Source organism: Nitrosospira sp. Nsp2 (assembly GCF_003050965.1).
Lineage (GTDB): Bacteria > Pseudomonadota > Gammaproteobacteria > Burkholderiales > Nitrosomonadaceae > Nitrosospira.
The window spans coordinates 249,705-276,288 of record NZ_QAOU01000002.1 but is presented as its reverse complement, the minus strand read 5'-3'; the positions used below and the strand labels follow the sequence as shown (position 1 = coordinate 276,288).

Genomic DNA, 26,584 nt, shown 5'->3' with positions numbered 1-26,584 from the left:
TTTCCAGGAAAGCGAACGGAGAATACCGGGCTTGGCGAGTGGTGAAGCGGGTCTATAATCTGAGGAAAAGAGGAGATGAAAATGCTAGGAAAAATTGTAACGCTGGCTGCCATGGCCGCCGGCGGAGTGATGTTATCCAAACAGCTCAGAAGATCGCGCGAGTCTGGCCATAACCTGTCAACGATCGAAGAAACCATCGAAATCGATGTGCCTGTAAGCACCGCGTACAACCAGTGGACTCAATTCGAGGATTTTCCCAAGTTCATGGAAGGCGTGCGTGAAGTACGTCAATTGGATGACACCCACTTGCACTGGCGTGCCGAAATCGGGGGTAAAGAGGAAGAATGGGACGCGGAAATAACCGAACAGGTGCCAGATACGCGGATTGCCTGGCGCAGTACCGGTGGGGTGCAGAATAGCGGGGTGGTGAGCTTCTACGAGCTATCCGATTCCAGGACCCGGATCGTGCTGAAAATGGAATACGGACCCAAGGGCTTCCTTGAAGAAGTCGCGGATGCGTTGGGGATTGTGAAGATGCGCACGAAGGGCGATCTCCGGCGTTTCAAGGAATTTCTTGAAAACCGGGGAAAAGAAACCGGAGCATGGCGCGGCTCAGTCCCTCAGCACTGAGGGTTTAATACCGTTCAACTTTCTCGCTTGTCCCTGGCGCTTGATCTTCGCGCCTCACCTTGGCGCTTGGCGCGAAGTCGAAGTGTGTAAGCGCCGTGCCGTCACGTCGCCACAGGTGTGACGCGAAATACCCTCGGGTCATCTGCAAACTCCAGCAGCAACCGTCGGACGCGCGCCTGCCACGCGTCGGCGAATGCGCCGCGCTGTGAAGCGTCCGCGCGGTCTTGCAGGATAGCCATCAGACGTCCACCCTGTGCCGGATCGCCCGGCACCAGCGAAACGTCGAGTTCCACCGCCACTGCCGTGCCCGTATCGAGGCGCTTGAAGATGATTGCCTCGCCTTCACGCTGCTCGGCAAAGCTGAGTAAGCCCTTGCGCCTGAATCGTCCCTGGATCCCGTGAAAACCGTTATCCGCGGCCGCGCCCGTGAGCAAAGTCAGCACCTGCGCCATGACACCGGTGGTGCCCTCGTGTTCGGGCGCGGGCATGTGCACGGCAATCGCTCCTCTTTCAGCAGGTTCTTCCGGATATAGCGCGGCCAGGGCGGCGCGACCCATCAGGAAGGCGCCCGCCACGGTCGGACAGGAATGCCCCGCCAGACGCACGGCATCCACGTAGCTGTACTCCAGCATCCCATCTTGCGCCGCGCCCAGCATCTCCGCAAACGGATCACGCGTAGGTATGACGGGAGCAAGTTCATAGAAGTCGGGGAATTTCATGAGATGTCACCTTTCTGGAATTGTATGAGGGTAAGCCGGGTTCGGGCTCAGCGGGTCTGTTGAAGTTGCGCTTGCGGTGCAAGCATGCGGTTCAAGCTGTGGAAAAAATACGCGTTCCTCATAGCGCACATGCGCGCTGAGGAGTTCGCCGAAGCGCCTCAGCCGCGCCCGCGGCTCAAGCGAACAAGGTCCCGCAGCCAGTATTCGCAGTTCGGCATGATCGGAAAGAACGCGCGCCACCGCATCTGCGTCGAGCTTCTCCCCGGCAAGTTCTATCAGCCGTTCCTCCTCAACGAAGTGCGCGGACATGTTGCGGCGCCAGTACTCTTCCACGCGGGCAATGGTCTCCAACCAGACGGCACTGTCATTAGCAGCAGCCGCGCGCCTGGCGTCGCGCCCCATTACCAGCGCGCTATGATGGTCACGTGACAACTCAAGCAAAGCCCCGAGGCGCGGCATATCAGTGGGAAGCGGAAGAAATTGTCATGCAGATGCCCGGACACAAATTGCTCATTGCTTCGTCGTTTTCAGCGCCAGCGCCCATTTCATTTATATGACTCGTTCAATAGCGATTCCGCCCCATGCAGGTGATGCCCAGTCGGCACAAGATTGTTGTTCGCATGGATGCACCTGGCAATATTCTGCTCGCTCACGGTCTCGACCATGGGCATCATCTTTAGCGTGGTCAGCGTGATCTCTTCCACCAGTGCGGAATGCACGCCACCTGAAACGCCACCATAACTGACAATGACCAGGGCTTGTAGTTCCACTTCTTTGTACACGTATTTCAGCGCGTTCAGCAGCGATGGCGGCGGCCTAAAATTGTACCCGGGGGTAACGAACACATACGCGTCCGCCGCGTCAACGCTTGCCGCCAACGCTTCGTATGTTCGCGGCGATAATGCTGCAGAATCGGACGTTCCGGCTCGGCATAGGACGCGCGCCGAAAATGATGATGGGCAGCTTAAGCGGCACCATTCGTAATCCTTCCATACGCGGTGACCGGCTGAAAATGAAGCACATGGCCTCCGATGCATCCCGCCTGTCTACCCTTGGACCGATGAGATGGATGAATGGACGCGCGTGGAACCGCTGCTGATCGGTGGCCGGGGGAAGTCGACCAGGAACGTCGCTATTCGTATCGCACAGCATGCTCATCATGTTTGGGTTAGTATGAGGCGATGACATTTCTGAATCAAGATGAGCCCTGGATTCGTCATGGCCCAAAACCGCAACATCGTGATGCTTCAGCCGAAACAGAAGTCTGCCAGGATAATGGCCGGCGGCAGCAATATAACGTTTTGTTGAATCGAGGGGAGTCACACCATGCTTAAATTGTCTCGCTATGATGACCTGGGAAAATTGATCGTACGCCTCATGGTGGGCGTCCTGATACTGTTTCATGGCGTACATAAGGTCCTAAATTCCGGGTCTCTTGATTCCATCAGAAAAATGCTCGTATCCTCCAACCTGCCGTCGTTCCTGGCGTACGGAGTTTATCTTGGCGAGGTCGTCGGGGCAGTGATGGTTATTCTGGGCGTCTACTCGCGTATTGGCGGCCTGTTCATTGCCGGCAACATGTTATTTGCGCTTGGATTGGCTCACCGGTCCCAGCTATTCGCGCTGACGAACACGGGTGGCTGGACACTGGAACTGCAGGCCTTTTTCCTTTTATCCGGACTTGCGATCGTATTCCTCGGCAGCGGTCGCCTGGCCGTGAAACCAGACTGACCTGCAGCGTAAACGATTCCACGCATTCCCCCCCGCTGCGATTGGCCTGTAACTTGAGCTTGGCGAAACCGTGGCATACGCGTTACTCGTCCCAATATTACTCATCCCTATGCCGCCGAACCTGATCTCTGTGCAATGCACTGGACAGCCAACGGGTGGCGGAAGCTGAGACATAGCGCTGGGCGCAGTTCGGTGGACTCTACCTGTAATGAGTACAGCTCACTGTCCGAACCCGCGCCCGGCCCGGCAGTCAAAGCCACAGGAGCTACCCCGCTTATACCTGAACAATGAAAACAGAAATTGTAATTATTGGAGGCGGTTTCGCGGGATTGAACCTGGTCAAGCATTTGGCCGAGGCAGGGCATTTTCATGTCACGCTGGTCGATCTCCACAACTACCATCTTTTTCCTCCTCTCCTGTATCAGGTAGCCACCGGCTTCCTGGATGCCTCCAATATTACGTATCCGTTCCGGAAGTTATTCCATGGCAAGGAGAACATTCGCTTCCGGTTGGGCAAGCTGCAAAAGGTGATGCCCGAAGACCACAAGGTGCTTCTGTCCACCGGAGAGCTGTCCTATGATTATCTTGTGCTCGCCACAGGCACCGAGACCAATTATTTCGGCATGGAAAATATCCGTCGGGCGGCGCTGCCGATGAAGACGGTGGACGACGCGATAGAAATACGAAATTACATGCTTCAAAAAATGGAAGAAGCAACTATTGATCTGGACGAAACAAAGAAAAAAAAGCTGTTTTCGGTTGTGATCGCCGGCGGGGGACCCACCGGCGTGGAAATTGCGGGGATGCTGGCGGAGATGCGAAACACTATCCTGCACAGGGATTATCCGGAGTTGATTGGTCTTCAGCCGCGAATCTATCTGGTTGATGGCTCATCCACGCTATTGAGCGCAATGAGCGAAAAATCGCAAAAATACGCCTATGCCATGCTGCGAAAAATGGGGGTTGAAGTACGTCTGAACACCCAGGTAAAAGATTATGTAAACGATATGGTAGTCTTTGCGGACGGAACAACCATTGAGACAAAAATCCTGTTCTGGACCGCTGGCGTGACCTCGAGAGTATTCGAGGGAATGCCCAAAGAAAGTTATGGATGGGGTAATCGCTTGCTGACGGATGAATATAACAAGGTCGTTGGAACCCGGAACATCTATGCTATAGGTGACACGTGTCTGCTGACCTCCGACAGAAATTTTCCGCATGGGCATCCGCAATTGGCGCAAGTAGCGCTTCAGCAAGGCGAAAATCTGGCCGCAAATCTTATCGCGATGCTCCATGACCAGCCATTGACGCCGTTTGCATACCACGACAAAGGATCGCTGGCCATTATCGGAAGAAACAAGGCCGTAGCGGACCTTCCAAAACCCGCGGTGCATTTTCAGGGGTTCGTCGCGTGGGTGACGTGGCTGTTCGTGCATCTTTTTTCCCTGATCACCTATCGCAATCGGTTCATGACAGTAGCCAACTGGGCAGTGGCTTTTTTCACCAGGGACCAATCCTTGAGAATGATTATCAGGCCGCGCCCGCATCAGCACGGCAAGGAGAATGAATGATCATTGAATGCTGGTTTAATAACGCGGAAGCACGAAGATGCTACACAAATCCGGAATACCTGAATTGGCTTTTCAGACCCGACATCCATGCAGGCGCCGCAATGAATCGAGAAATGCATCAGGCTGGTCGGCAGGCTGGGTGTCCAGCTGGTTAAGCGGGTTCCCGGAACCGGCTCCTGCGATGAGCAGGCATAAGCGGCTTTCCGTTTTGCTTCCCGTTCTTATTCTCTGCCTGGGTGCGAGCCTGAGCGGATGCGCGCTTTTACCGTCCCAGGAAAACCGCACCACTTCCGTTGCCTTTCGGGATACCGCCGATAGCCAGCTTGGGAAGGCGGTTATTCCGCGAGTGGCTGCCAATCCCGGTTATTCCGGCATCTATCCGCTTCGGCACGCCCTCGATGCCTTTGCCGCACGAGCGCTACTGATGCGTGCTGCCGAGCGCTCTCTCGATGTCCAGTATTACGTCTGGCATAAAGATACGACCGGAACCTTGCTGTTCAATGGTCTCTACGAGGCGGCAGAGCGTGGTGTTCGCGTGCGGTTGCTGCTGGATGACGCCAACGCATCGGGACTCGACACAATCCTCGCCGAGCTCGACGCCCACCCGAATATCGAAGTTCGGCTGTTCAATCCCTTCGTCACACGGAGAGCGCGCCTACTTACGTACATTTTCGACTTCGCCCGGGCAAACCGCCGGATGCACAATAAGTCGTTCACTGCCGATAATCAGGTCACCATCGTGGGTGGACGCAATATTGGGGATCAGTATTTCGGCGCCGCCGGCGGCCAACTGTTTGCGGATCTCGATATCATGGCCGCGGGGCCGGTCGTTCATGACGTGTCAAATACTTTTGATCGTTATTGGACCAGCGAATCGTCCTATCCGCTCGATCGTATCGTTTCCCCGGTTGCTTCCGATTCAATCGCCGAACTTGCCGCTGCTACCTCACGCGTCAAAAATGATCCCGCGACCTTGGCATATATAAGCGCCGTACGCGATTCTCCATTGATGCACAAACTGCTCGAAGGCCAGCTGCCCCTTGAGTGGGTCACGATGCAGATCACCAGCGACGATCCGGCAAAGGGCCTGGGTAAGGCGGCGCCGGAAGCCCTGCTGCGACACAAGCTGAAACAGATTATTGGCAAACCCGCGACTGAAGTTGATCTCATTTCGCCCTATTTCGTGCCCGCCGCGGCCGGCGTCGCTTCATTTGTAGCATTGGCGGAACAGGGTGTTCAAATCCGGATACTCACCAACTCGCTGGAGGCCACCGATGTAACGCTCGTCCATTCGGGATACGCAAAGTGGCGCAAACCCCTCCTCAAGGCGGGTGTAAGGCTCTACGAATCCCGGCATCTGTCACCCACCCTCCCGGAATCTCATGGCGCCGGATCAATCGGCAGTTCTTTTTCGGGCCTGCATGCAAAAACCTTCGCGGTGGATCGCTCGCGCGTTTTCGTGGGCTCCTTCAACTTCGATCAGCGTTCTGCAGCCATTAACACGGAAATGGGATTTGTCATCAATAGCCCTACGCTGGCACAGCTAATCGCAGATGCATTCCGTGACAATATTCCGGGCAAGACTTACGAGGTTGGTCTGTCCGATACCGGGCAGCTTTATTGGGTCGAGCGCAGGGACGGAGAGCAGGTGCGGCACGATGTCGAACCGGGCACAACTTTCTGGCAACGCGCACGGGTCTGGATTATTTCGCTGCTGCCCATAGACTGGATGTTATGAGGATTGGCTATTGCGGGTCCTAATTAGCGCGGCGTGATCCGATTGCGGTGTGTCCCGGGGTTATCGCGTTGGTCTGGATGGCTAACCCAACGACCGTTTTACCCAAGGGAAATAACAGACGTCTCACTGCAGGTCTGGTTGGACGCGGGGTCTGGCAACACAAGCTTATTGATCTGCGATCAGGGCCAGCAGGTCCTTGAAATTGATGGGCTTGGTGAGGTGGGCATCGAAACCTGCCTCCTCCGCCAGTTTCTTGTCCTTTTCCTGGCCCCATCCGGTAGCCGCGATCAGGCGTATGGCCGATCCCCATGGAGCGGCGCGGATCTGGCGCGCGACTTCATAGCCCGATAGATGCGGCATCCCGATATCGAGCAGAGCAATGTGCGGCTGAAATCGCTCGGCCTCCTGTACAGCGGAGGCGCCGTCATTCACTATCAGGATCTCGTGGCCGTCACGCTGCAGGAGCATGGAAACAGCCATTGCCGCCGCCTCGTTATCGTCAGCCACAAGGATACGGCATCCTTTTTTTGCTGGAGGTTCCGGATCTGACGGCGACGTCCGCGCCGTCTGCGGCACGCCCCGCCCGATCTCCGGTTGCGCCACAGGCAAATGGACATGAAAGGCGCTGCCCTGACCAATGCCCTGGCTGGTGGCATAAACCCGACCGCCATGCAGTTCCGCGATGGCTCGCACCAGCGCGAGCCCGATACCCAGTCCCCCGGCCAGCGCATGGCGTTTGCCCTTCGCCTGAGAAAACATGCCAAAAATTTCCTCCAGGCACGTTGGCTCGATGCCAATGCCATTATCCTCGACACTTACCGTTACGCCTGCGGGGGTTGACTGCACGTCGAGGGTGATCTTGCCGCCCGGATCGGTATACTTTGCCGCATTGGATAACAAATTGGAGAAAACCTGAGTCAGCCGGATCGGGTCGCCGTGAACCATCAGCGACGGCGGCGGCTTCGTGACCGATAAGGTATGGCTGGCTTCATCCATAAGAGATTGTGTCGTTTCGATGGCGGAGTCGATAAGCACAGTCAAGGCGATATTCTGTTTTTGCAGCGTTACCCGGCCCAGGGTGAAGCGCGAAACATCGAGAAGGTCATCCAGCAGGATCTTCATGGTCCTGCACTGCCGCCGAACCACCTGGAGAGCCCAATCGCGCTTGGCGCTGTCGAGATGCGCGTACTCCAGAAGCGTGGCTGAACTGTCGATTGCCGCCAACGGATTGCGCAATTCATGCGAAAGCGTGGCAATGAACTCATCCTTGCGCCGGTCGGCATCCCTGAGCTGCTCGGTGATGCGCAGACTTTCGATCAAATCGGCCGCTTGTCGCGCGAACAGGTCAAGTATCCCTGATCGCTGTTCCGCTGCCGCATGAGGAAACCGGAAATGGATGGACAGGACGCCCAGCGGCTTTCCCTCGCGGCTGTATAAAGGCGTGGTTTGAATGGCGCGGTATTGGCCCAGCTCCGCTGCGTGCAAGTCAATGGCGGATTGCTCCTCAGCGTGAATATCTTCAACCATCACCCGACGCCTTGTGCGAAGCGCGCGGGCGCAGGGCGAATCGTCGCTGCCATCGACCGTCTTGAAGCGGTCGATGAATTCGTCGTCAAAACCCTGATGCACCTCAATCGAAAGGACTTTTCTTTCCGGATCGTACAAGCGGATGTATCCCATGTCGGCCTGGTGCAATTCGGTGGCCGCCTGCAATATTTCAGTCAACGCGGAGGGCAGGTCGGGGATCGTTAAAAGACTGGTGCTGAGCTCATGCAACCGGTTCAGGGCGGCAACCTCGGCCTCGAGCTGTTTCTGCGTTTTCCGCAATGTCGCATCGATCCTCTCGCGTTCTGATATCTGATATTGAAGCGTGCTGTTTGCCAATGACAACGCTTGCGTGCGTTGTTCCATATGCCTTTCAAGAACATTGCGTACGTTGGTGCCCTCATCCATGGAATGCCTGAGCCGGTGCCCAGCCGAGGCAAAATTTGAGAGGCTTGTCATCAAGCGGAGGTCTTCCGTATCAAATGCCCGCCCTCCCGAATGCACCGTCCCCCATATCGTGCCTGCGGGTTGTTCCTCGTCAAAAAATGGCACCAGCAGCGCTTCCACGACCGGTGGCTGAATATCGAGAGAACGAGGGAACAGGCTGGCAGGGTGCTGTAACAGAACGGGGGCGTCATGAACGGCCATGATTCCGCATGAGTTGTGGAGATGGTTTTTCGTGCCATCCAGGTATTGCGCCACAAGCCCGGCGCAAACATGCCCCCGGCAAGTGCCATCATATTCAAAAATACTGACGCCGACCGAATCAGCCCGGCAGAGCTCGCATGCGAGCTCTGCCAACTTGTGCAACAGATTACGCGGATTATTCGCAAGCTCATGCGCGAGAATGGTGAGCGCGCGGTTTTCGCCCCGAAAATCTTCGGCACGCGAAATGCGCCGGGACAACACCTCGATACCCGGAACTCTGTCGAGCGTGGCTCCGCGCCCTGTCATGGAATTTTCGTCGGACATTGTTACGACTCCTGGCCGAATATCCCCATATTGTGCAGGGCTTTTGTCCTGTGTACAAGGCAAAATTGCGGTTCTGTTACAGGCAAAATTGCGGGCGTGCATGAGCGCTTAATGGTCCGTCCCGCGCGCGCGGTCCTCTTTTGCCCATGGCCGCACGTACCGCGTCGGCCGGGGGGCGCGAAAAGGGCGTTGCAGAGATGAGGGGATGAGCGTTGGATCAGGTTCCCTGAACAGCAAATGCATCAACTGGCAAGACCCGGGGCGGGAAACGGATGTGCCGGCTGCCGTTCCATTGGGTCACGGGCACGCTTCAGGCAAAAAGCCGCGCCGCTCGCATTGGTTGATCGGGTGCGGGAGATATGGGGGACATATGGGGGATTCCGCCTTGGCACGTCATGGACGTATATGTCCATGGCGCCGTGGGGCGGAAAGTCAGGAGGGGCGCAGCAACACCTGGCCGCCGCTCAATTGTTCGCGACGGACTGCACCCCGGTCCGGAGTTAGTCTTCCTTCTTGATCCTGATATTGTTGATAACCTTGGTGACGCCTTCCACGGAATGGGCTATCGCATGCGCTTTATCCGCTTCAGCCTTGCTTTTAGCGGTGCCGCTCAGCACCACCACGCCGTTCTTGTCTGTATCCACCTTGATATGGACCGCGCTGACATCATCTGCCGTTGCCAGCTTTGATTTTATTTTGGTCGTAATGACCGAATCACTTACATATTCACCTACGCCCGAGGGACGCTCGGAAGAACGCTCTGAAGAACGATCGGTAGAGCGCTCCGACTTGGTGGCACAACCAGAAATAGGACCCGCCAGCACTGCAGCCATCAGAACTACCGCGAATGACGGGAGGGATTTCGATATTTTCATGACTTCTCCTTTTTAAGAATAGAATGGTAGAGTCATACTCGTGCTGTTAGCGTTTCATGTCTGTACGCTAGCGAACGCAGGGTCGAGGCCAGCAGTAATTGGGCAGGCAAAAGGGTTGAGGGTTGAGCGTTGTCGGGGAGGTGGAATGGCCGGGACAGAGGCAGGCAGGCGTTCCGGCACGAAGATAAGGCCTCCGCCCTTTCCGTCGCTGCAGGAACTGAGTGGTTCCGCGTCCATGAAGCGCAAACCGGTGGCGATTACTAAGGAGCCTGTCAGTAAGTCCTCACGCGCGCGACGTGAGGCTTTGAAGGGCCGGTGGCATGAAAGTGACGGTGGGGTCTGGCTGATCCCGGCATGGAAATTGGTGGCACGCTGGCAAAAGGTTGACCAGGGTTTAGTGGAGCCGGCCGGTAATACCCGCGAAACGCGCAAGCAGATCGCTCGCATCCACTCCCGCCCGCTCAGCCATGTAGATGCCCGCTTCGATATCGATGCTGTCCGACGCCGGATGCAGAACAAGAAGCTGGAAATGATGAGCGATCGCCGTCCGGGTTACCCGGTCGGCATCGGTCCGCGCCGCGCTTGGACGGGATCGGGTAGTAAGCCATGATAGTACAGCCAGCAGCAAGCTGACCGGCGGTTTCTCGTTTGATTTTCCCCGATTCTGTATCAAGTTTGTTCCCCTTATCCCAATTAATTTTAGCTTCAGCAACACTATCCGCTACAGTCCCGCAAATACAGTAACGCTAATGAGAATGATTGTCAATCCTATTCACTGGTAAGTGGAGATTGCTGGGGGATTCCGGACCGTTCCGGCGCGAGGATAGACATACAGGCCGCACCGGTTTCCGCATCAACCGGCAAGCCAAAGGCCGCAGCAGCTGGAGCGGGCTGATCCTATCCCGCTTCGAGGATTTCAGCGACCAGCAACGCATGAATACCGCGCTGGTAGTGAACTTTGTCAACGCGGACATTTTTTGCGCAATCGAAGTCGAAGGCATGGAGGTGCTGCGCGTTTTCAACCGCAGTGTCGCCGCCACGTCGTACGGCGAATATATCGCCATTGACAGTCCCAATGACCCGCGCGGAATCGATATTGGCTGCCTCACCCGCTACCACATGACAAACCTCATCACGCATGTCTTCAATCTGGTGCCGGGAACGAACCGCCGTGTCTTCAGCCGTCACTGCCTGGAGCTTGCAATTGACCGCGACGAGAACACGCGCATCCACGTGCTCTGCAATCACTTCAAGAGCCAGATGGGGGCGGCGGAGGAATCGGCCGCAAAACGACTGGAGCAAGCCCGCGCAGTCGCCTCGACTGTCGATCGCTACGACCTGGCCCGTCAATACGCTGTTGTCATGGGAGATATGAACGAGGATACCAGCAGCGCCTTCGGTTCGCTGCATCCCCTCTTGCAGAAAAATGGTTTGCACCCGTCATCGACCCGACTCTACCGATCAACAGCGTTATACCCATTATTACGAGGATGCCGGAGCCGGGCGGCCGAAATTGACTCAGCTGGACTATATCTTCGTATCCGAAGCGCTTCGGCCGAAGATTACGGGTTATGGTTTTGAGCGGCGTGGGATACATGGGATCGAGGCATTGCTGTAAAAGAAGGTGCTCAACCCATTACCCAATTCCCGACCGTCACGGGGCCGGACGTATCCGCATCGGATCATGCTGCGTTGGGGGTGGACCTCGATTTATAGAAAAGAGATGTGGGGACCCGCATCCGCGGCGCCCCCGGGCGCCCTCCAACTACACCTGTCAGCCGCGTTATCGGCTGCGCGGGCCTTCCGCCGTTAGCCGCCATCCGGACCCGCTGGCTGAAGGGCGATACCGAGGGGCAATACCCCAGGGCGGCACCCGCCCCTTCCGTTTATATCAATACCGGTCAAGCGGCGCCGGGCCCGAGTCCGGGCTCTCATTTCTGGGATCATGATGCGGCTCGGTGCCGCTGACGGACTTTGCTTCCTCGCGCGTTTCCTGTTTCTTGGACGCGCGATTCTCTATCTTCTCTCCCACTCTGTTCCCGTGAGTCTCTTCGCTGACGGGTACGCCTTCACTCGATTCATCCGTTGCCTGGTCCACTTGCTGCTCGGCGGGCTGATCCGCCGGTTCGTCATCCTTCAATTCATCCGCCTGTCTGTCCGAGGAATTGTCCATTAATGGCTCCTGCATACATAATATTATTCGGCAATAGCGCCTGTTCGCATTCTCGCGCGCCATGGTCCCTGGTTCGGTGCGGTAGCGCACAGGCCGGAGCTAAGACCCTGTTTTAACTAAGGGTAGTTTTGTATGCTAGCGTACAGAAACTGCCCAACTAACGGCTCATCATTGCCGGGCCGGAGCTGTTATCAAGTTATCAAGATAAGCGCCCGGCATATTACGCCGCTTATCGCGGCGCGTCTCATCATCAATAAGGAGATTAAAAATGAAAAAAGTACTCGTGTTTGCAGCGACCCTGATGTTTCCGGCATTTGCCATGGCCGGCGAGCTCAATGATGCGCAAATCGCCCACATTGTAGTGACCGCCAATCAGGTTGATATTGAAAATGGGGAGCTCGCGAAAAAGAAAGCATCGAATGAAGATGTTCACGCCTTCGCCCACCGCATGATCGGCGAGCACACCGACGTGAATAAACAGGCGACGGACCTGGTAACCAAACTTAAGGTGACGCCCGAGGATAATCCCATCAGCAAGAGCCTGAAAGCCGACGGCAAAAAGAACCTCGACAAACTGAAGAACCTGAGCGGAAAAGAATTCGACAAAGCCTATATCGACGCAGAAATCAAGCTCCACCAACAGGTCATCGACGTGGCTGATACCAAGCTGGTGCCAAACGTCAAGAATGAAGAGCTGAAGGCCCTTCTCGTCAAGGTGCGCCCGGCGCTTGTCTCCCATCTGGAGCATGCCCAAAAAATCCAGGGCTCATCTGGCGATAAGCGCTAACGGGACCTGAAGCAAGCCGGGGTAAAGTCCCGCTCGGGCTTTATCTGCGCCATGTGCGAAATGAGAGAGGAATGTGGCGTTGATTCCGGCGTGACATTCCTCCACCGCCAGCCTCTTATTAAACCCCTCAGTAAGCCCTTTCCGCGGAAGACATTTCTGCGGAAACCCGGCAGGCAACTGGCGCCGCACCCTGCGCTGCCATATGCGATTTTACGCGCGGTTATACGCGCTAATAGGAGCTGCAAGACGCAGAAAATACGACGCGATGAGCGACCGGCCTTCCCTTGCCGCCGGTCGCCCTCGATTGCACCTGATGGCAAGCCTCCCTAAGAAGCGAGCGAAGCGTCCTCAAGTACTAGCTGCTTGTACCATTGGCGGACATGCATGAGGTGGTTGTCCTCCTCGTTGAGTGCGACCCTGAAATCACGCGCCATATCGTTCATCCCCATTTTTTCAGCCAAAAGGATGAGCATCTGCCATGCATCGTTATCCGCCAGTTCCGCGATAAGAATAGCCTCCAGGCATTGCGCCACCGACGTCCGGGGATCGGTCAGTACTTGAATCAGGCCCATCGACGCCACTCCATCGACGTCCGCGGAAGGCGTCTGCGCGGTGGGGTCAGCGCCGATCGAACGTATGGCAGCCTCGACGAGCTTGAAGTGCTGTAACTCCTGGTTGCGAAAGGTCCATAAGGTATCGAGCGGGACCTGGATATCAGCCCCGGGCGCGGTTGAACACTTGGCGATCAGTGCGTCATAAAGCCGGACACCAGTACGTTCGAAGGCAAGCCGACAACCAAGTTTGTCAATAAAGGCTTCAGGGTTCTTGCCCGTCAGTTTCTGCATTGCCGTGCTGGCGACACCTTTGAGGGTCCCCGGCGGCGGAATGGAGCCTAGATCTTCCGCTTCAGCGTTATATTCCCTGCGCACTGCAGCCATTGACGTTTCGTCCCCGCCGGATGACGCAGGTGTGGCGCGGCTCAGCGCGAGCATTTCCTTCGTATCGATCGGCGACATATCGACGCCGGTGCGATTGAGTCCCACATCTGTACTTCTTTCCATGATTGATCTCCTGAATTGTGTCTAAAAGGGGGTCCACCCGGAACCTATGGATCACGAGCGGACAAGTTCCGCGCCAGGCGACCATTGGTAGCCGGCCGCGACGATTTCCGATGGCGAGCCCGAAGAGTTCATATGCTCGCGGTATTCCTGCGACTCGCGGCCCTCCTGGCTTTTGTCAACGATCTGGGTCCCGCGGGCGCGTAAGTCAACTTCCTCACTGAGCACTTTACGCACAAACTCGCGCTGGCTGGCATAGTTGATAGGCTCGGGCAGTTCCGCGGGAAGAACTTCCGCCGGGTCGCGGCGCTCGTACTTCTTGAATAGTTCGCGTACAAGCTCCAGATGTCCCAGCTCATAGTCGAGGCAGCGTTCCCAGATCGCCTTCACATGCGGGTCGGACTCCTGCTGCACGCAGCCGTAATAGTTATAAACCTCGGTTGCCTCATGCAGCAGCCATTTCTCCAGCCAGGTCTCGTTCGGATCGATCATCGACTCGTATTGCGTTACGTGCTGTTCCTCTATCGATGCTATTTCCGCGTACAGCTGGCGCGCGACCGGGTCCGCGTACAGCGGCCCCACGTTCATGTAGAAATTGTGGGTTTGCTGTTCGCTGGACAGAATCGTAAGTGCGTGCAGCTTTGAAATAAATGCCGCCTGAGTCCGGTTGTAGTGTTCGCGCAAGTCGTCCGCGGGCGCGCGATGTTCCACTGAAGTCGGCCGTCCCGGCACGATGTCCGTATAGGATTGAAGGATATTGTTGGCGTCCTTGCCTTCCAGCCGGTCAAGCAGCGCGGTATAGCGGTAGAGATGGTCAAAATCCTCCAGCATGCCGAAGCGATAAAGCTGGGCCAGGTACTCGTCAGGCTCGTTCTGGGCCACAACCGCCGTAACCTCGATTGCAACCTGTTCATAGCCTATGGTCGTCTCGAGTGTCGAGTGATCGGCGCCGAGCAGGTTATTCACCATTGAAGCCTGGTGGTGCTCTACCCGCCGGACCTTTGCCAGCGGCAGCCTCAAGTCGTTATTCATGCGCGCGCACGAATGCGAGAAACGCAGCGCTTCCATCTCTATGCCGTTCATCAGGATAACGCGGACGCGAGTGAAAGCGTCGTCATCCAGCTTGCTGATGGGGGGTTGTATCAGTTCCTTCCAGGTGAACCGCTGCCTGTCAAGTGAAATGCCTTTGTCTTGAAGTAAGTTAAGCGCCATTTTTTCCTCCTACGGAAGTATGGGGGGTTGTATTGAGAGGAGACGATGAAGAGTGAGTGTGGATGGACCGTCCGTTACAATCCAGGTCCATTCTCGTCTTTAGTGGTGTTTTTGCTATTGAATCGGATTATTGCCAAGTGCTCTTTCTAGCGTGGGACAGGCCGTGGTATTCCTTTGCCTGCCCCATGGAAGCTGATGGAAGCTGATAGGAACTGATGAAACCTGAGGGAATACTTAGGGAAACCGCGATTTCATCTGCCCGTACCCGAACCACTGCTGGAACCACTGCCGCTACCGGAACCGCTGCCGGTGCCAGATCCCGAATGGGGTCCCGCCCCGGCGTCCTTGCCAACCGTGCCGCGCATTCCACCTGCGCTGTTGGCTCCACCGGAAGTCCCCTGCTTGTTGGTTGTAACACCGCCCTGCAACGGTGCACCAGAACCGCTTCCGCCGCCACCGGTATCCGTGTTGCTGAATTTATCGGTCGAGGACCCCCCTAGGGCGCCCCCTTGCGGCTTGCTTTTATTGCCGGAACCTTGTGATGCGCCGCTTCCGGAAGTACCGGGTTCGGTGGTGCCGAGGGTACTTTCATTCCCATGTGTTGTCTCACGGCTCAACGTCCTCTTGCCTTCGTCCTTGTCCGATCCTCCTGCCGCGTGAGCCAGACTTCCAAAGGCGAGGCTTGCGGCAGCAACCACGACGGCGCAAGTTTTTATGGATACCGCTATATCTTTCATCTGCTCCTCCTGTTTTAGTCATCGAAGATATCTGGAGCCGCGTCATTTTACTAAAGGGCAATTCGTATATGACGAGGCCCTATTTTAGAAAAAAGAAACTGCATGCGGCGAGGGATGTCATGCTAGTCCCCGAAAGCGTTTAGCTCTGTTCGCCAGCGTACGTTCCCCTCAATGCGACGGAAAATCGGGTCTTGTTTTTTTTGGCGCTAAGATGGCGGGGCGTGGATATGCGTAAAGAATAATGACGATTAATGACAGAAGAGTAGATTTTGTTGCTCAGGCTTCTTGAGACGATGGCGCGCATTTATGGATGCCAACGCGCCGACTTCAGCAGAAAGCTGGCGCCAAGACCCAGGGGACGAAGACCCAGGGGAATCAGGGGACTAGAACAGCCGTTGATTGCGCACGCAGGGCGGACACCACTGGCATTGAATCAGGCGGAATCACAGGAATCCGCCGGACTGGTGGCGCCAGAGCATGGCATATTGGCCGTTAAGCTGCAGAAGCTCCTCATGGGTGCCCTGTTCCACGATGCGTCCGTCGTTCAGCACCAGCAGCCGGTCAAGGCAGGCAATGGTCGAAAGGCGGTGCGCGATAGCGATGACCGTCTTGCCCTCCATCAATCCGAGCAACTGATCCTGAATCGCAAGTTCCACTTCACTGTCGAGCGCCGAGGTAGCCTCGTCGAGCAACAGAATGGGGGCATTCTTCAGCACAACGCGGGCAATTGCGATGCGCTGCCTTTGCCCTGCGCTGAGCTTCACCCCTCTCTCGCCCACGTGCGCATCGTAGCCGATCCGTCCTTTCCAGTCCCGTTGGCTCACGATGAAGTCGTGCGCCTGCGCGCGCCGGGCGGCCGCCGCAATCTGCGCCGGCGTCGCCCCGGTACTGCCATAAGCAATGTTTTCCGCGATGGAACGGTGCAGCAACGAGGTATCCTGAGCCACGACCCCGATCGCGCGACGCAAGCTGTCCTGTGTCAATTCCCGGATATCCAGGCCATCAATCCGGATACCCCCAGCCTCGATCTCGTAAAAGCGCAGCAACAGATTGATGAGCGTCGATTTTCCGGCGCCGGAGCTTCCGACCAATCCAACGCGTTCGCCCGGGCGGATGGTGCAGTTGAGGCTATCCAGTACCTTGCGGCCATCGCTGCGGCCATAAGTGAAGGTCAGCCTTTCGAACCTGATTTCGCCATGGACTGTACTCACGTCCAAATTACGTGCCGCCGGGCGATCGGGCATCGTGTTCACTACGGCGATGGTTTCCATGCCGTCCTGCACCACGCCGATGTTTTCGAAGGCTCGGTTCATCTCCCAACTGACCCATCCGGCCGTATTTGCTATCGTCCAGGCCAGCGGAACTGCCATCGCCACGATCCCCGCTTCAAGCACTCCCTGGGACCACAACAGCAGTCCGATGGAGGAGGTGCCCACCAATAAAAGCGCGTTCAGCAACGCCAATGTGGTGGTGAATTTGGTTATCAGACGCATGTGCGCCGCTATTGCGCCAGTGTGATCCTCGATTGCTTCGCGCACATACGCGTCTTCATCGGTCGCGCGCGAGAACAGCTTGACGGTAAGGATATTCGTATAGCTGTCCACCACCCGACCCATCAGTATCGAGCTTCGTTCACTGCTGTGCCTGGACAGGTCACGCATGCGGGGTACGAAGTAGTGAAGGAAAAATATGTACGAAATGAACCATAACGCGGTGGGAATCGCCAACCGCCAATCGGCAGAGCCCATCAGGAATAATGCCGAGGCACCGTAGACCGCGATATACCAGACCGCATGGATACTCGATACGACGCATTCCCGAACCGCGTCGCTCGTGTTCATTACCCGGTTTGCGATGCGCCCCGCGAAGTCGTTCTGAAACAGCGTCCAACTCTGCCGGACGACATGCCAGTGGCTCTGCCAGCGGATCAGGCTGGTCACGCCCGGCACCACCGCGTTATGGCGAATGAAGCTGTCTATCAGGACTGCCAGGGGCCTGCCGATCAGTACCAGCAGCGACATGCCGATCAGCATGGGAATAGCATCGTGCAATGCCTCTGGCCGCGCGGACGCCTCCATGATCTGCACGAAGTGGCCGATGAATACCGGGACCAGGGTATCGATCAGTGCGACTGCCAGGCCAGTCGCAAACAAGGCGGCATAAAGACCCTTGGTCTGGCTGACAAAGTGCCAGTAGAAAGCCAGCAAGCCTGAAGGCGGCGGCTTGACGGGTACATCGGTGGGTCGTACAAGCTGTTCAAAGAATGCGAACATAACGTTGCCTTTTTGATTGGGTTAAAGTCGAACTGGCGACCGCCTGTGAATGTTTTCCGGTCGCTGATTGCGGTCCCTGATATATATAGCGTCGTGTGTAAGAACTCCTGGCAGTCGCGCGACAGCCGTGCCTGCCGGCCACGGCACCGGCGTGGTGCTTATTTACGCATGCCGGTGGCTTTCTCCGTTGACTCCATCGCCATTTCTTGCCGTCTGGACGCCAAATAACGGTCCAGGGCGTTGTCGAGCGTCGGCAGAATAATGCCCCGCTCGCTGGAGAGCGCGCTGTAGGCGGGACGAGCCGCGGCATAGCCAAGCTCATGACTGGCGCGCGCAACCAGGCCGGCGTTGTCGATGCCCGCTTTTTCGGCAGCCATGGCGGCAAGCTCTGCCCAGGTGAGCGCATGCGCGTTAGTCAAGTGCCAGATTCCCGCTGCCCGGTCGATAAGCAGATCCAGGCTGGCATGCACCAGGTCTGGCACATAGGTGGGTGAAATGGTGATGTCTGTCGAGACAGGAAATGGTTGGCCGTCCGCCAGCGCTTTCAAGGCGAGGGTAATGAAATTGTAATTGTCCCATGGCCCGAAAAATGCGCTGGAGCGCACCACCAGCGCGTCGGGGCAGGTTTCCCGGACCCTGCGTTCCGCCTCGGCCTTGCTCCTTCCATAGTTATTCAATGGCTTGACGGTGTGGCTCTCCAGGTAAGGGAAGCGCTGACCCCCGTCGAATACGAGATCGCTGGAGTACGTCAGCAGCTGGATGCCTCGCATCTTGCAAACGCCGGCAAGAACCGCGGGCCCCAGCACATTCTCGCGGAAGCAACGTTCGAATTCATGCTCGGCATTGTCCACCTGCACGTAGCCGCTGGCGTTGATGATTGCCCACGGCTGGTAGCGCGACACGGCCAAATCCACGGAGTCCTGGACTGCAATATCCAGTTCCTGGCGGCTCAACAGCTTGTAGGTGAGGTTCCGCTCCTCGCAGATTTTCGCAAACGCCCTCCCCAATGTGCCGCTTGCGCCTGTGATGAGAATCGGCTGCACGCTCTCATCGGTTGCCTGATGGTGCTCGGGATACAGGGAAGCAACAGCGGTGCCCGTAGCCACCGGCGCGCAGGTGAGGCGGCCCGGGCGGCGCCACCATCCCTGCCCTTTCAACACCGGGTGAGATAACGGACGTCCTGCCGCGAGGTCGCGCATAAGGGCGGCGACAGCCGTGGGTCGGGGCTTGCCCGACCGCACATCGAAAGGACCGGGCTCGTAATACCCTCTGCATTGCGTAACGAGACAGTTCCAGTCATATGAACCCAGCAGCGCCCATACCGTGACCGCGCGCACGTCAACGCCCTGCTGCCTTGCCTTCCTTGCCGCCTCCCAGATTTCAACCAGCCAGCGCATCTGATCCTCGCGGCGCGCGTCGATGTGCGCCTCGGTAACCGCGAGCGGCACCCGGTACCGGCCCCAGGCTTCTTCAAGCAGCGGCCCGACCCCTGGTGTCGGCGTCGCGAGCACGCGCGCGGGCTCGATATCGACAAAGCGATGGCCGCGATAATCAGTAACATGGTGACCGGGATAGCGTTCGAGGCGGTTATCCAGCCACCGCTCGCTGGTGACGTAATAGTTGATGCCGATAATATCGGGCACGCACGGGTTGTCCTTGAACCAGAGCAGCCGCGACGCAGGGATGCCCGTGCTGGTCAGATACTCCCATAACGGATGCGCCACCCCTACTGCTCCGCACAGGAGATCCCACCCCAGCCAGCGGCGTGCATTATAGAATTCCGCCACGTCGGACAGTCGCGCGGTACTGTAGGTCTTGCCCAGGTCGTCGGTCTGCACCAGTTTTGCCTGGGGGGTCACCCGGCGAATCTCGCGCATGGATAACACCACTGCGCGGCACTGGTTCAACAACGCCTCGATAAAGACCGCATCGTCTCGACCATGGGGATACCACAATCCATACAGTCCGCTGAAGCGGGCCGTTGTGAGCGGTTCATTCACCGGCGTGTAATACTCCACCCAGGGATACCGCCGCGCCACTGCCGCGGCAAAGGCAGCCAGCTGTTCGGGGAAATTCGGATCGGTCAGGCTGGTGTACTTCGGGCCGCTGCCGTGGTGCACCAGGCCCACGATTGGCATAATGCCCCGGGCCTGCAATTCGGGCAAGCGCGCGTCGGACCATTGCCAGTTGATTTGATCGACTCCATCGGGCGCCATATGCTCCCATAGCACCGGGTAGCGGATCGCGCGGATGCCAAGGCTGGCGAACCGCTCCAGATCGCACAGGCGCTCGAGGTGTCCGTTGCGCGCGAGCTGGCTGAAGTATTCGTCGGCCACCCGGTTCACGGTGCATTCGAGTCCGCCCCATAGCGCCAGTTCTTCCCCGCGCGCGGGTTTTTTCGCTTGTTTCATATCGAGTCCAGCATGGATGATTTTTGGATACCCGTTACGAAGTGAAACATGGGGTGAGCATGGAACGTTTGAAGGGCGCAGTGTGGCGCAGTATCCGGTATCGTTCGCATCGCTATAAGGTCCGTCTACAGGCCGGGCTACAACCGCTTGCAGTCCTTAATCAAAGGAAGGGGGTTTCCCGGATGGGATTTGCCGCCATGCTGGTCCGCAGCCCAGGCGCGTGCCCCATCCGGCATTCAGTCCGCCGGCATTGACACCGGTCCTCGGATGAGGCGTTGACTTTCATAAGCTTGTTTCCCTGCACTGTCCCATTGGGCCCGAAACTGGCCCAATCTGCGACCTGAGCTGAGGAGGCCATAAAAGAACCATCGAAAGCCGAAATTCAACCGCATCCTAAACGGCAAACCGGCATCGCTCTGTTCGCCATCATACATTCAGGCGTCGAAATCGAAATCAAGGCGCAGCCTTCCCTCCTCCCCCTTCTGTAACGCGGAAAGGGCGCAAAAAGTCGCGTTTTCGAGGCGCCTGGAGCGCGTGTTCAGGGCACACACTCCGAATTGACGCGAGTGTGGTCTGGCGAACAGAAGGTTCAGCTGGCCCTGCGTATCCTTCAGCTCATCGGATACATGCCTGTCATGAATTCGTTACGCATTGGCAATCGGCCACATTACATACAGCCGACTGTATAACCAACCATAATCAACGGAGAACTATCATGCCTACAACGCAAGGCACCTCTACTGCAAAAACCACTACACGCCGTACCAAAAATGATGCGATCAAATTGCTGACCGCGGACCACGCCAAGGTCAAAAAAATGTTCAAGGAATTCGAGAAGCTGAGCAAAAAGAACGAGGAAGCAGGCAAGGAAGAGCTGGCGGCGCAAATTTGCAAGGAGCTGACCATCCATGCGCAACTGGAAGAAGAAATCTTCTACCCCGCTGCTCGAGAGGCCATCGACGATGATGACCTGATGAACGAAGCCATGGTCGAGCATAACTCAGCCAAGGATCTGATCGCGCAGATCCAATCCATGGGCGCGTCTGATCCCATGTTCGACGCGACCGTTAAGGTACTGGGCGAGTATGTTAATCATCACGTCGAAGAGGAACAGAACGAGATATTCCCCAAGGTCGAAAAAGCCAAGGTAGATCTTGAAGAAATTGGAGCCGAAATGGCGCAGCGAAAAGAGGAGTTGATGGAGGAATAACGCCTTTCAACACGAAGGCTCAATCCTCTTTAACCTGTTGCCGTTTACCGCCTGGAGCGGAGCCCGACCCTTTGGTGCCGGCCCGCCCAGGCGTACTGTTATGATTTGCCGCATATGTCTCACAGAGAGGCTCATGCATATGCCCCGGAGATAGTATGCAAAATATTATCGTCATGTCGCACCTGCGATGGAATTTTGTCCATCAGCGCCCTCAGCATCTGCTCTCGCGCCTCGCGGCGCATTACCGGATTCTTTTCTTCGAAGAACCCGTATTTCACCCCAAAAAGCATCTGGCGGCGATTTCCGAGCCCCATCCCAATGTGATTGTCTGGACACCGCACACACCTGTGGAAACTCATGGTTTCCACGACGACCAGTTGCCCTATTTGCAGCCATTGGCGCGCCAGTTGGGAATCGACTACCCGGACCATATGGTCTGGTTTTACACGCCGATGGCGTTACCGTTAATGGACGAGTTAAGCCCGGGCCTTGTGGTTTACGATTGCATGGACGAGTTGGCCGCATTCAAAAACTCGCCCAAGCAACTGCTGCAGCGGGAAAATGCGTTGTTCAAGGAAGCGGATATCGTGTTCACGGGGGGGCCAAGCCTCTTCAGGGCAAAGCGCGAGCGGCATCATAACGTTCACTGCTTCCCCAGCAGCGTGGATGTTGCCCACTTTGCTCACGCACGGGACCGCTCCAAGAGCCATCCCGCACATGCGGCCATTCCCCGGCCTCGCCTGGGATACTACGGTGTAATCGATGAACGCCTCGATATGGCGCTGCTCGCCGTGCTTGCCGACGCGCACCCCGATTGGCAGATAATCCTCGTCGGGCCAGTGGTTAAAATCGATGAGGCGGATCTTCCGCGACGGCCGAACATACATTATCTAGGTCAGCAACCCTACGATGACCTGCCGAGGTTTCTCGCCGGCTGGGATGTATGCCTGCTCCCGTTTGCGCGCAACCAGTCCACCCGATTCATCAGTCCAACCAAGACCCTGGAATATATGGCTGCGGAACTGCCCATCATCAGCACCGATATTGCGGACGTCATCGAACTTTATGGGGAAGCCGTCTCCATTGCCGCCGACGCGAACGAGTTTATTGCGGCGTGCGAGAGCGCGCTTAACGCGACGCCCGGGCAACGAACCGGGAAAATCGAGGCAATGCGCAGGCTCATAGCGACCAGTTCCTGGGAGGATACCGCGGAGCAAATGCGTCGCCTGTTCACGGAGGTGGAAACCGAAAGGGCTGCCCGCAAAGCGAGTGGGCAGATCGAAACATCTAGTGAGGGCGCGGCAGCGGAAATCGCGGACGATGAAGCGCGATTGCCTCCCCCCAATGTCAAACGCATGATTTTAAAGGCGGGACGCAAACCGGTAGACGGACAGGATAACCGCGGGACGTGATGTACTGCTCGTACTGCTCCCCTGAGGGCAACGAAGGCAACGCACGCTCGGCACCTGAATCGGCAGCAGGGCAGCATGTTAACGGCGATCCGTAGATACCGGCCTGGTATACGGCTCGACGCGGGCCCGGGCGGGGGGCGGGGAGAGCGCTGAATTGCGCCGTAACCGGAATGGCCGAACGGCCGAACGGTTCCGGCCCCGGGAATGTCTGCCTTTGTCAGGATCCTGGCTAGGATCACCGATTGGATTAGCCATTCGCGCCGTCGCCTTTGGCGCATCTCATCCCGTGAACCCTGCCCGCGCCCCCCGTGGGGCTTTTTCCCTGCTTCCTTAATATCCTCCGCCAGATCCCCCGGATTGCCCGGATGAGCCGGAGCCCTGACCCGTGGAACCCGACTGCCCGGAAGAGCCGGAGCCTTGTTGCGTGGAGGAACCTGAGCCCTGCCCTGATGAGCCTTGGCCCGAGCGCATACCACCCTGCCCCTGCCCCTGTCTTTGTCCTTGGCCACCCTGCATCGACGACGATCCGCCTTGACCGGATTGCCCCGCCTGCGAGCGGTCTACAGGCCCCCCATGCCCGGACATGTCACCACCTTGCCCGGTTTGGTCTCCCGCGCCCGCCGCGTACGCTGCGCCGCTGAAGCCGAAAACGATAACACTTGCCAGTGTTGCAATTCGTGCCGTATTTTTGAGAAGAAAACTGTGCTTCATGATCTGTCTCCAGTAAGTCCAGCGAAATTGCTGTACGTCTTATCCTACTCAGATCACGCTGCCGTTCCGTACGTTTACGCACAAAGAAAAAGCGTAAAGCACCAGGCGACGGCACGAGGAATGGGCTGTCGAGGAAGGCTACCCAGCGATTCGCGATCATCAGACACCGCCCCGGCCGCGTGAACAATTTACAGCAACGCTTCTATTTATTCGCTTTGCGGTAGCCAACCCCGCGAGGCCGCGTTCAGAGGTTCCTCAACCGTTTTTCGGGCTCTGGCGGCTGGTCCTGGCATGCTGCGCGGATGAGCCTCCGCGTGAGGAAGGCGCCTGGCTGTCGGAACTGCCGCTCCTGTTTTCACGGGACGCCTCGCCGCCCTTACGGCCCGCTTCGCGAGCTTCGTCCGAATTGAACTCATGCGCCGTGCCCCTTTCATGAGCCGCCTTGCCGCCCTTGCGGCCGGCTTCGCGAGCCTCTTCGGAATCGAACTCATGAGCGTTGCCTTTCGCATGGGCGGCTCTGCCAGCTTCCCGGGCTTCTTCAGAGGTGAACTCATGCGCGGTGCCCTTCTCATGAGCGGCTTTGCCTCCCTTGCTGGCTATCTCGCGCTGCTTTTCATCATCCATTGAAGCAAAGCCGCGCTTGCTTGTACCGCTGTTGCCGTTAGCGGCGCTTTTTCCTTGATCTTTATCTTTGTCTGAAGCCATGATAAATCTCCTCATTCAACACTCAATGAACTCCCTTTACTTTATATAGATCGGGCGATATGAGCGGTCTCATATGAAATTTTCGGGGGCCTTATCTCAGCCATCTAAAGACGGAGAATAATTCATCCTAAAGGGTCAAATAGCTTTGCTCTGTTCGCCAGCACACATGCCGACAGGCCCTGTCCGACATGAAGCGGGAACAGGTCGTCAGGCATAATGGCGGCGGCATGACATCGGGATTAAACGCCCCATACCGGCTGCTTCAGGGGGGGCTGCTGCAGAAGGCAGACCCAGGGAACGAACAGGGCGGGCGAATATTTATTCAGGACGCATGAAAAGGCGTAGCTTTGCGCACTGCGGATGTTTCCGCCGTTTGTCGCAGTCGCGTGAAAAAATATGACGAGAAGTAGTTGATGGGTGCAGGGTTCAGCGCGCCGTGCACTTTCCGGAACGCGCCGGGGGAGGGATTAACCTGAGCAGAACCGTGCAGGATAGATAACGGCTACGCTGATATGGAAGCGCTGGGGTGAGGCGTGGGGTGAAGCGTTGCGGTGAAATCAAGCCAAAAAGGCGAGTCCTCTCGCCTTTTTTCCTGGGTCCTATTAAGACTTTTTATGGCTTGGGCTGGCTGCCTTTGCATGCTGCGCCGATGAGGCGCCGCGAGAAGATGACTGGCTGCCCGAACCCCCGCTTCTGCCGCCACGGGACGCTTCTCCTCCTTTGCGACCCGCCGCGCGGGCCTCTTCAGAGTCGAACTCATGCGCCGTCCCTTTTTCATGGGCCGCTTTGCCGCCCTTGCTGGCTATTTCCCGTTGCTTTTCTTCGTCCATGGAAGCAAAACCGCGCTTGCTTTGGCCACCGCTTTTTGTTGTTGAGGCCATGATAATCTCCTGTATATTCAGATTTAAGAAATTTCCGCTGGCATCCGGCCTGCTCTCTGAGGTCGCCGCCCCAGCGGATAGTGCCTGCGAAAGCCTGCCCAGGGTCGAAGCCCAGACATGGTCCCATCTTAGTAAGGGGAAAACCGCTTTTATGTACGGCGGCACACATATACGGAAAAAATCAAACTCATTTGTACTTATGACGCTCCATGGCATTTGAATGACCGGCCACGGTTGTCATGGCGGTTCAGGCAGGCGCTTGGCCGCGAGCAGTTCCTGCTTCTCCTGGTTGGAACAATGTACCTTCCGGATGTAGCGGCAGCGTGTCTCCCCGCTGACTCATTCCGCGCTTCACAGACATCTTGTCGCCAATGCCCGGCATCAGCTTAGATATTGTAGTATTGACAACCGCCATCGCTCCGACTTTGACATCCCTTCCCCCTTCCGTCGCCGCTTTCAGGATGGCTTCGGCGACTTGCTCTGGCTCGATCACCGGGGGAGGCAGCTTCGGCTCCCTATCCATATAGTTTTTAGCATGGTGCGGAAAGGGGGTATCGACAGCCGAAGGCTGGATCAGCGTGATGGAAACCGGGGATTCATCGAGCTCTTCGATTTCCACCCGCAGCGCATCAGTGAAGCCCTTGACGGCATGTTTGGATGCTGCGTACATACCGAGAAAAGGCACGACGGCTTCCGATACTTCGCTGCCCACATTGATGAGGGCGCCTCCGCTGCGCTTGAGATGAGGCAAAGCCGCGAGCGAACCATTTGCTACGCCCCAGAAGTTAGTATCAAACAGGCGCCTGCTGTCGGCTTCGCTCACTTCATCCAGGCGTCCATAGATGGAGACGCCGGCATTGTTTACCCAAGTATCGATCCCGCCGAACCGATCGGCAGCCTCCTGAGCTGCGCCTTCCATTTTCTGCCGGTCCCCGACATCCGCCACGATATGTAAAGCCTCTCCGCCGTCGCCCGTTATCCTCGCCGTGAGCGTTTTAAGCGTTTCTCCGCTGCGCGCGATAAGGACCAGCCTTGCCCCCTGCGCAGCCGCAAGCAATGCCGTGGCCAACCCGATTCCGCTTGAGGCCCCGGTAATGACGATTACCTGTTCATTTAAACGTTTATGCGAAACCATGCTTTTTCTCCTCAAAGAGTCAAATATGTCGATCCAATCAAACAGCCCAGTGATTGGCAGCGGGCCCGATGAGATGGACGAATGAGAAGCGAAAATGC

25 protein-coding genes are annotated in these 26,584 nt (G+C 57.0%); 8 read left to right on the top strand and 17 right to left on the bottom strand.

Going from position 1 to position 26,584, the window contains the following annotated elements; translation table 11 throughout:
- Positions 1–81: 81 nt before the first annotated feature.
- Positions 82–630: an SRPBCC family protein gene (locus C8R31_RS05410; RefSeq protein ID WP_107693468.1), complete on the top strand. Its 549-nt coding sequence runs from the start codon at positions 82–84 to the stop codon at positions 628–630.
- Between the two features lie 101 nt (positions 631–731).
- Here C8R31_RS05410 and C8R31_RS05405 read toward each other — a convergent pair whose 3' ends face one another.
- The 4 genes from C8R31_RS05405 to C8R31_RS16480 all read right to left on the bottom strand — a co-directional run bounded on the left by C8R31_RS05405 (position 732) and on the right by C8R31_RS16480 (position 2,537).
- Positions 732–1,349 carry a hypothetical protein gene (locus tag C8R31_RS05405; protein WP_107693041.1) on the bottom strand — a complete coding sequence of 206 codons (618 nt, stop codon included), beginning with the start codon at positions 1,347–1,349 and terminating at the stop codon, positions 732–734.
- A gap of 6 nt (positions 1,350–1,355) precedes the next feature.
- Positions 1,356–1,808, bottom strand: coding sequence for a hemerythrin domain-containing protein (locus C8R31_RS05400; protein WP_107693040.1), 453 nt, complete (start codon positions 1,806–1,808; stop codon positions 1,356–1,358).
- 86 nt (positions 1,809–1,894) lie between these two features.
- Positions 1,895–2,227: an NADPH-dependent FMN reductase gene (locus C8R31_RS05395; RefSeq protein WP_258192561.1), complete on the bottom strand. Its 333-nt coding sequence runs from the start codon at positions 2,225–2,227 to the stop codon at positions 1,895–1,897.
- On the bottom strand, positions 2,211–2,537 hold the full coding sequence (locus C8R31_RS16480; RefSeq protein WP_258192560.1) for a hypothetical protein: 327 nt from the start codon (positions 2,535–2,537) through the stop codon (positions 2,211–2,213). The genes C8R31_RS05395 and C8R31_RS16480 overlap by 17 nt, the downstream gene beginning before the upstream one ends.
- A gap of 138 nt (positions 2,538–2,675) precedes the next feature.
- On the opposite strand from C8R31_RS16480, the gene C8R31_RS05385 reads away from it, so the two are divergent.
- The 3 genes from C8R31_RS05385 to C8R31_RS05375 all read left to right on the top strand — a co-directional run bounded on the left by C8R31_RS05385 (position 2,676) and on the right by C8R31_RS05375 (position 6,389).
- Entirely contained in the window at positions 2,676–3,080 is a 405-nt protein-coding gene (locus C8R31_RS05385) for a DoxX family protein (RefSeq protein WP_107693038.1), read from the top strand.
- A 287-nt stretch (positions 3,081–3,367) separates the two neighbouring features.
- The gene (locus tag C8R31_RS05380) at positions 3,368–4,651 is read left to right on the top strand and encodes an NAD(P)/FAD-dependent oxidoreductase (RefSeq protein WP_107693037.1); all 1,284 of its coding nucleotides are present in this window, start codon (positions 3,368–3,370) and stop codon (positions 4,649–4,651) included.
- Positions 4,652–4,832: 181 nt separating this feature from the next.
- Complete coding sequence (locus C8R31_RS05375) at positions 4,833–6,389, top strand: phospholipase D family protein (RefSeq protein WP_107693036.1); 1,557 nt, start codon at positions 4,833–4,835, stop codon at positions 6,387–6,389.
- 165 nt (positions 6,390–6,554) lie between these two features.
- On the opposite strand, the gene C8R31_RS05370 is transcribed toward C8R31_RS05375, so the two are convergent.
- From C8R31_RS05370 to C8R31_RS15820, 3 genes are all read right to left on the bottom strand, one after another.
- On the bottom strand, positions 6,555–8,906 hold the full coding sequence (locus C8R31_RS05370) for an ATP-binding protein (protein ID WP_181320446.1): 2,352 nt from the start codon (positions 8,904–8,906) through the stop codon (positions 6,555–6,557).
- A gap of 500 nt (positions 8,907–9,406) precedes the next feature.
- Positions 9,407–9,781, bottom strand: a complete 375-nt coding sequence (locus C8R31_RS05365; RefSeq protein WP_258192559.1) for a BON domain-containing protein — start codon at positions 9,779–9,781, stop codon at positions 9,407–9,409.
- A gap of 394 nt (positions 9,782–10,175) precedes the next feature.
- The gene (locus C8R31_RS15820) at positions 10,176–10,454 is read right to left on the bottom strand and encodes a hypothetical protein (protein WP_146164559.1); all 279 of its coding nucleotides are present in this window, start codon (positions 10,452–10,454) and stop codon (positions 10,176–10,178) included.
- Between the two features lie 86 nt (positions 10,455–10,540).
- On the opposite strand from C8R31_RS15820, the gene C8R31_RS05355 reads away from it, so the two are divergent.
- On the top strand, positions 10,541–11,362 hold the full coding sequence (locus C8R31_RS05355; protein ID WP_146164558.1) for a hypothetical protein: 822 nt from the start codon (positions 10,541–10,543) through the stop codon (positions 11,360–11,362).
- Positions 11,363–11,672: 310 nt separating this feature from the next.
- Here the strand turns inward: C8R31_RS05355 and C8R31_RS05350 are convergent, their stop codons facing one another.
- Complete coding sequence (locus tag C8R31_RS05350; protein ID WP_107693032.1) at positions 11,673–11,954, bottom strand: hypothetical protein; 282 nt, start codon at positions 11,952–11,954, stop codon at positions 11,673–11,675.
- Between the two features lie 268 nt (positions 11,955–12,222).
- Between C8R31_RS05350 and C8R31_RS05345 the strand changes: the two genes are divergently transcribed.
- Positions 12,223–12,741, top strand: coding sequence for a DUF4142 domain-containing protein (locus C8R31_RS05345; protein ID WP_107693031.1), 519 nt, complete (start codon positions 12,223–12,225; stop codon positions 12,739–12,741).
- Between the two features lie 326 nt (positions 12,742–13,067).
- Here C8R31_RS05345 and C8R31_RS05340 read toward each other — a convergent pair whose 3' ends face one another.
- From C8R31_RS05340 to C8R31_RS05320, 5 genes are all read right to left on the bottom strand, one after another.
- Positions 13,068–13,802, bottom strand: coding sequence for a ferritin-like domain-containing protein (locus C8R31_RS05340; RefSeq protein WP_107693030.1), 735 nt, complete (start codon positions 13,800–13,802; stop codon positions 13,068–13,070).
- A gap of 51 nt (positions 13,803–13,853) precedes the next feature.
- Complete coding sequence (locus tag C8R31_RS05335; RefSeq protein WP_107693029.1) at positions 13,854–15,011, bottom strand: hypothetical protein; 1,158 nt, start codon at positions 15,009–15,011, stop codon at positions 13,854–13,856.
- A gap of 251 nt (positions 15,012–15,262) precedes the next feature.
- Positions 15,263–15,748 carry a hypothetical protein gene (locus C8R31_RS05330; protein ID WP_107693028.1) on the bottom strand — a complete coding sequence of 162 codons (486 nt, stop codon included), beginning with the start codon at positions 15,746–15,748 and terminating at the stop codon, positions 15,263–15,265.
- Positions 15,749–16,191: 443 nt separating this feature from the next.
- On the bottom strand, positions 16,192–18,021 hold the full coding sequence (locus tag C8R31_RS05325) for an ABC transporter ATP-binding protein (RefSeq protein ID WP_107693027.1): 1,830 nt from the start codon (positions 18,019–18,021) through the stop codon (positions 16,192–16,194).
- A 158-nt stretch (positions 18,022–18,179) separates the two neighbouring features.
- Entirely contained in the window at positions 18,180–20,432 is a 2,253-nt protein-coding gene (locus C8R31_RS05320) for a family 1 glycosylhydrolase (protein ID WP_107693026.1), read from the bottom strand.
- Between the two features lie 715 nt (positions 20,433–21,147).
- Between C8R31_RS05320 and C8R31_RS05310 the strand changes: the two genes are divergently transcribed.
- Both C8R31_RS05310 and C8R31_RS05305 read left to right on the top strand, forming a co-directional pair.
- Positions 21,148–21,642: a hemerythrin domain-containing protein gene (locus C8R31_RS05310; RefSeq protein WP_107693024.1), complete on the top strand. Its 495-nt coding sequence runs from the start codon at positions 21,148–21,150 to the stop codon at positions 21,640–21,642.
- A gap of 155 nt (positions 21,643–21,797) precedes the next feature.
- Positions 21,798–23,054, top strand: coding sequence for a glycosyltransferase (locus C8R31_RS05305; protein ID WP_107693023.1), 1,257 nt, complete (start codon positions 21,798–21,800; stop codon positions 23,052–23,054).
- Positions 23,055–23,384: 330 nt separating this feature from the next.
- Here C8R31_RS05305 and C8R31_RS05300 read toward each other — a convergent pair whose 3' ends face one another.
- The 4 genes from C8R31_RS05300 to C8R31_RS05280 all read right to left on the bottom strand — a co-directional run bounded on the left by C8R31_RS05300 (position 23,385) and on the right by C8R31_RS05280 (position 26,486).
- A complete protein-coding gene (locus C8R31_RS05300; protein ID WP_107693022.1) occupies positions 23,385–23,765 on the bottom strand; it encodes a hypothetical protein in 381 nt (126 codons plus the stop codon).
- Between the two features lie 255 nt (positions 23,766–24,020).
- Positions 24,021–24,470, bottom strand: coding sequence for a KGG domain-containing protein (locus tag C8R31_RS05295; RefSeq protein WP_107693021.1), 450 nt, complete (start codon positions 24,468–24,470; stop codon positions 24,021–24,023).
- Between the two features lie 602 nt (positions 24,471–25,072).
- Positions 25,073–25,351, bottom strand: a complete 279-nt coding sequence (locus tag C8R31_RS05290; protein ID WP_107693020.1) for a KGG domain-containing protein — start codon at positions 25,349–25,351, stop codon at positions 25,073–25,075.
- Positions 25,352–25,598: 247 nt separating this feature from the next.
- On the bottom strand, positions 25,599–26,486 hold the full coding sequence (locus C8R31_RS05280) for an SDR family oxidoreductase (RefSeq protein WP_107693018.1): 888 nt from the start codon (positions 26,484–26,486) through the stop codon (positions 25,599–25,601).
- Between the last annotated feature and the right edge of the window lie 98 nt (positions 26,487–26,584).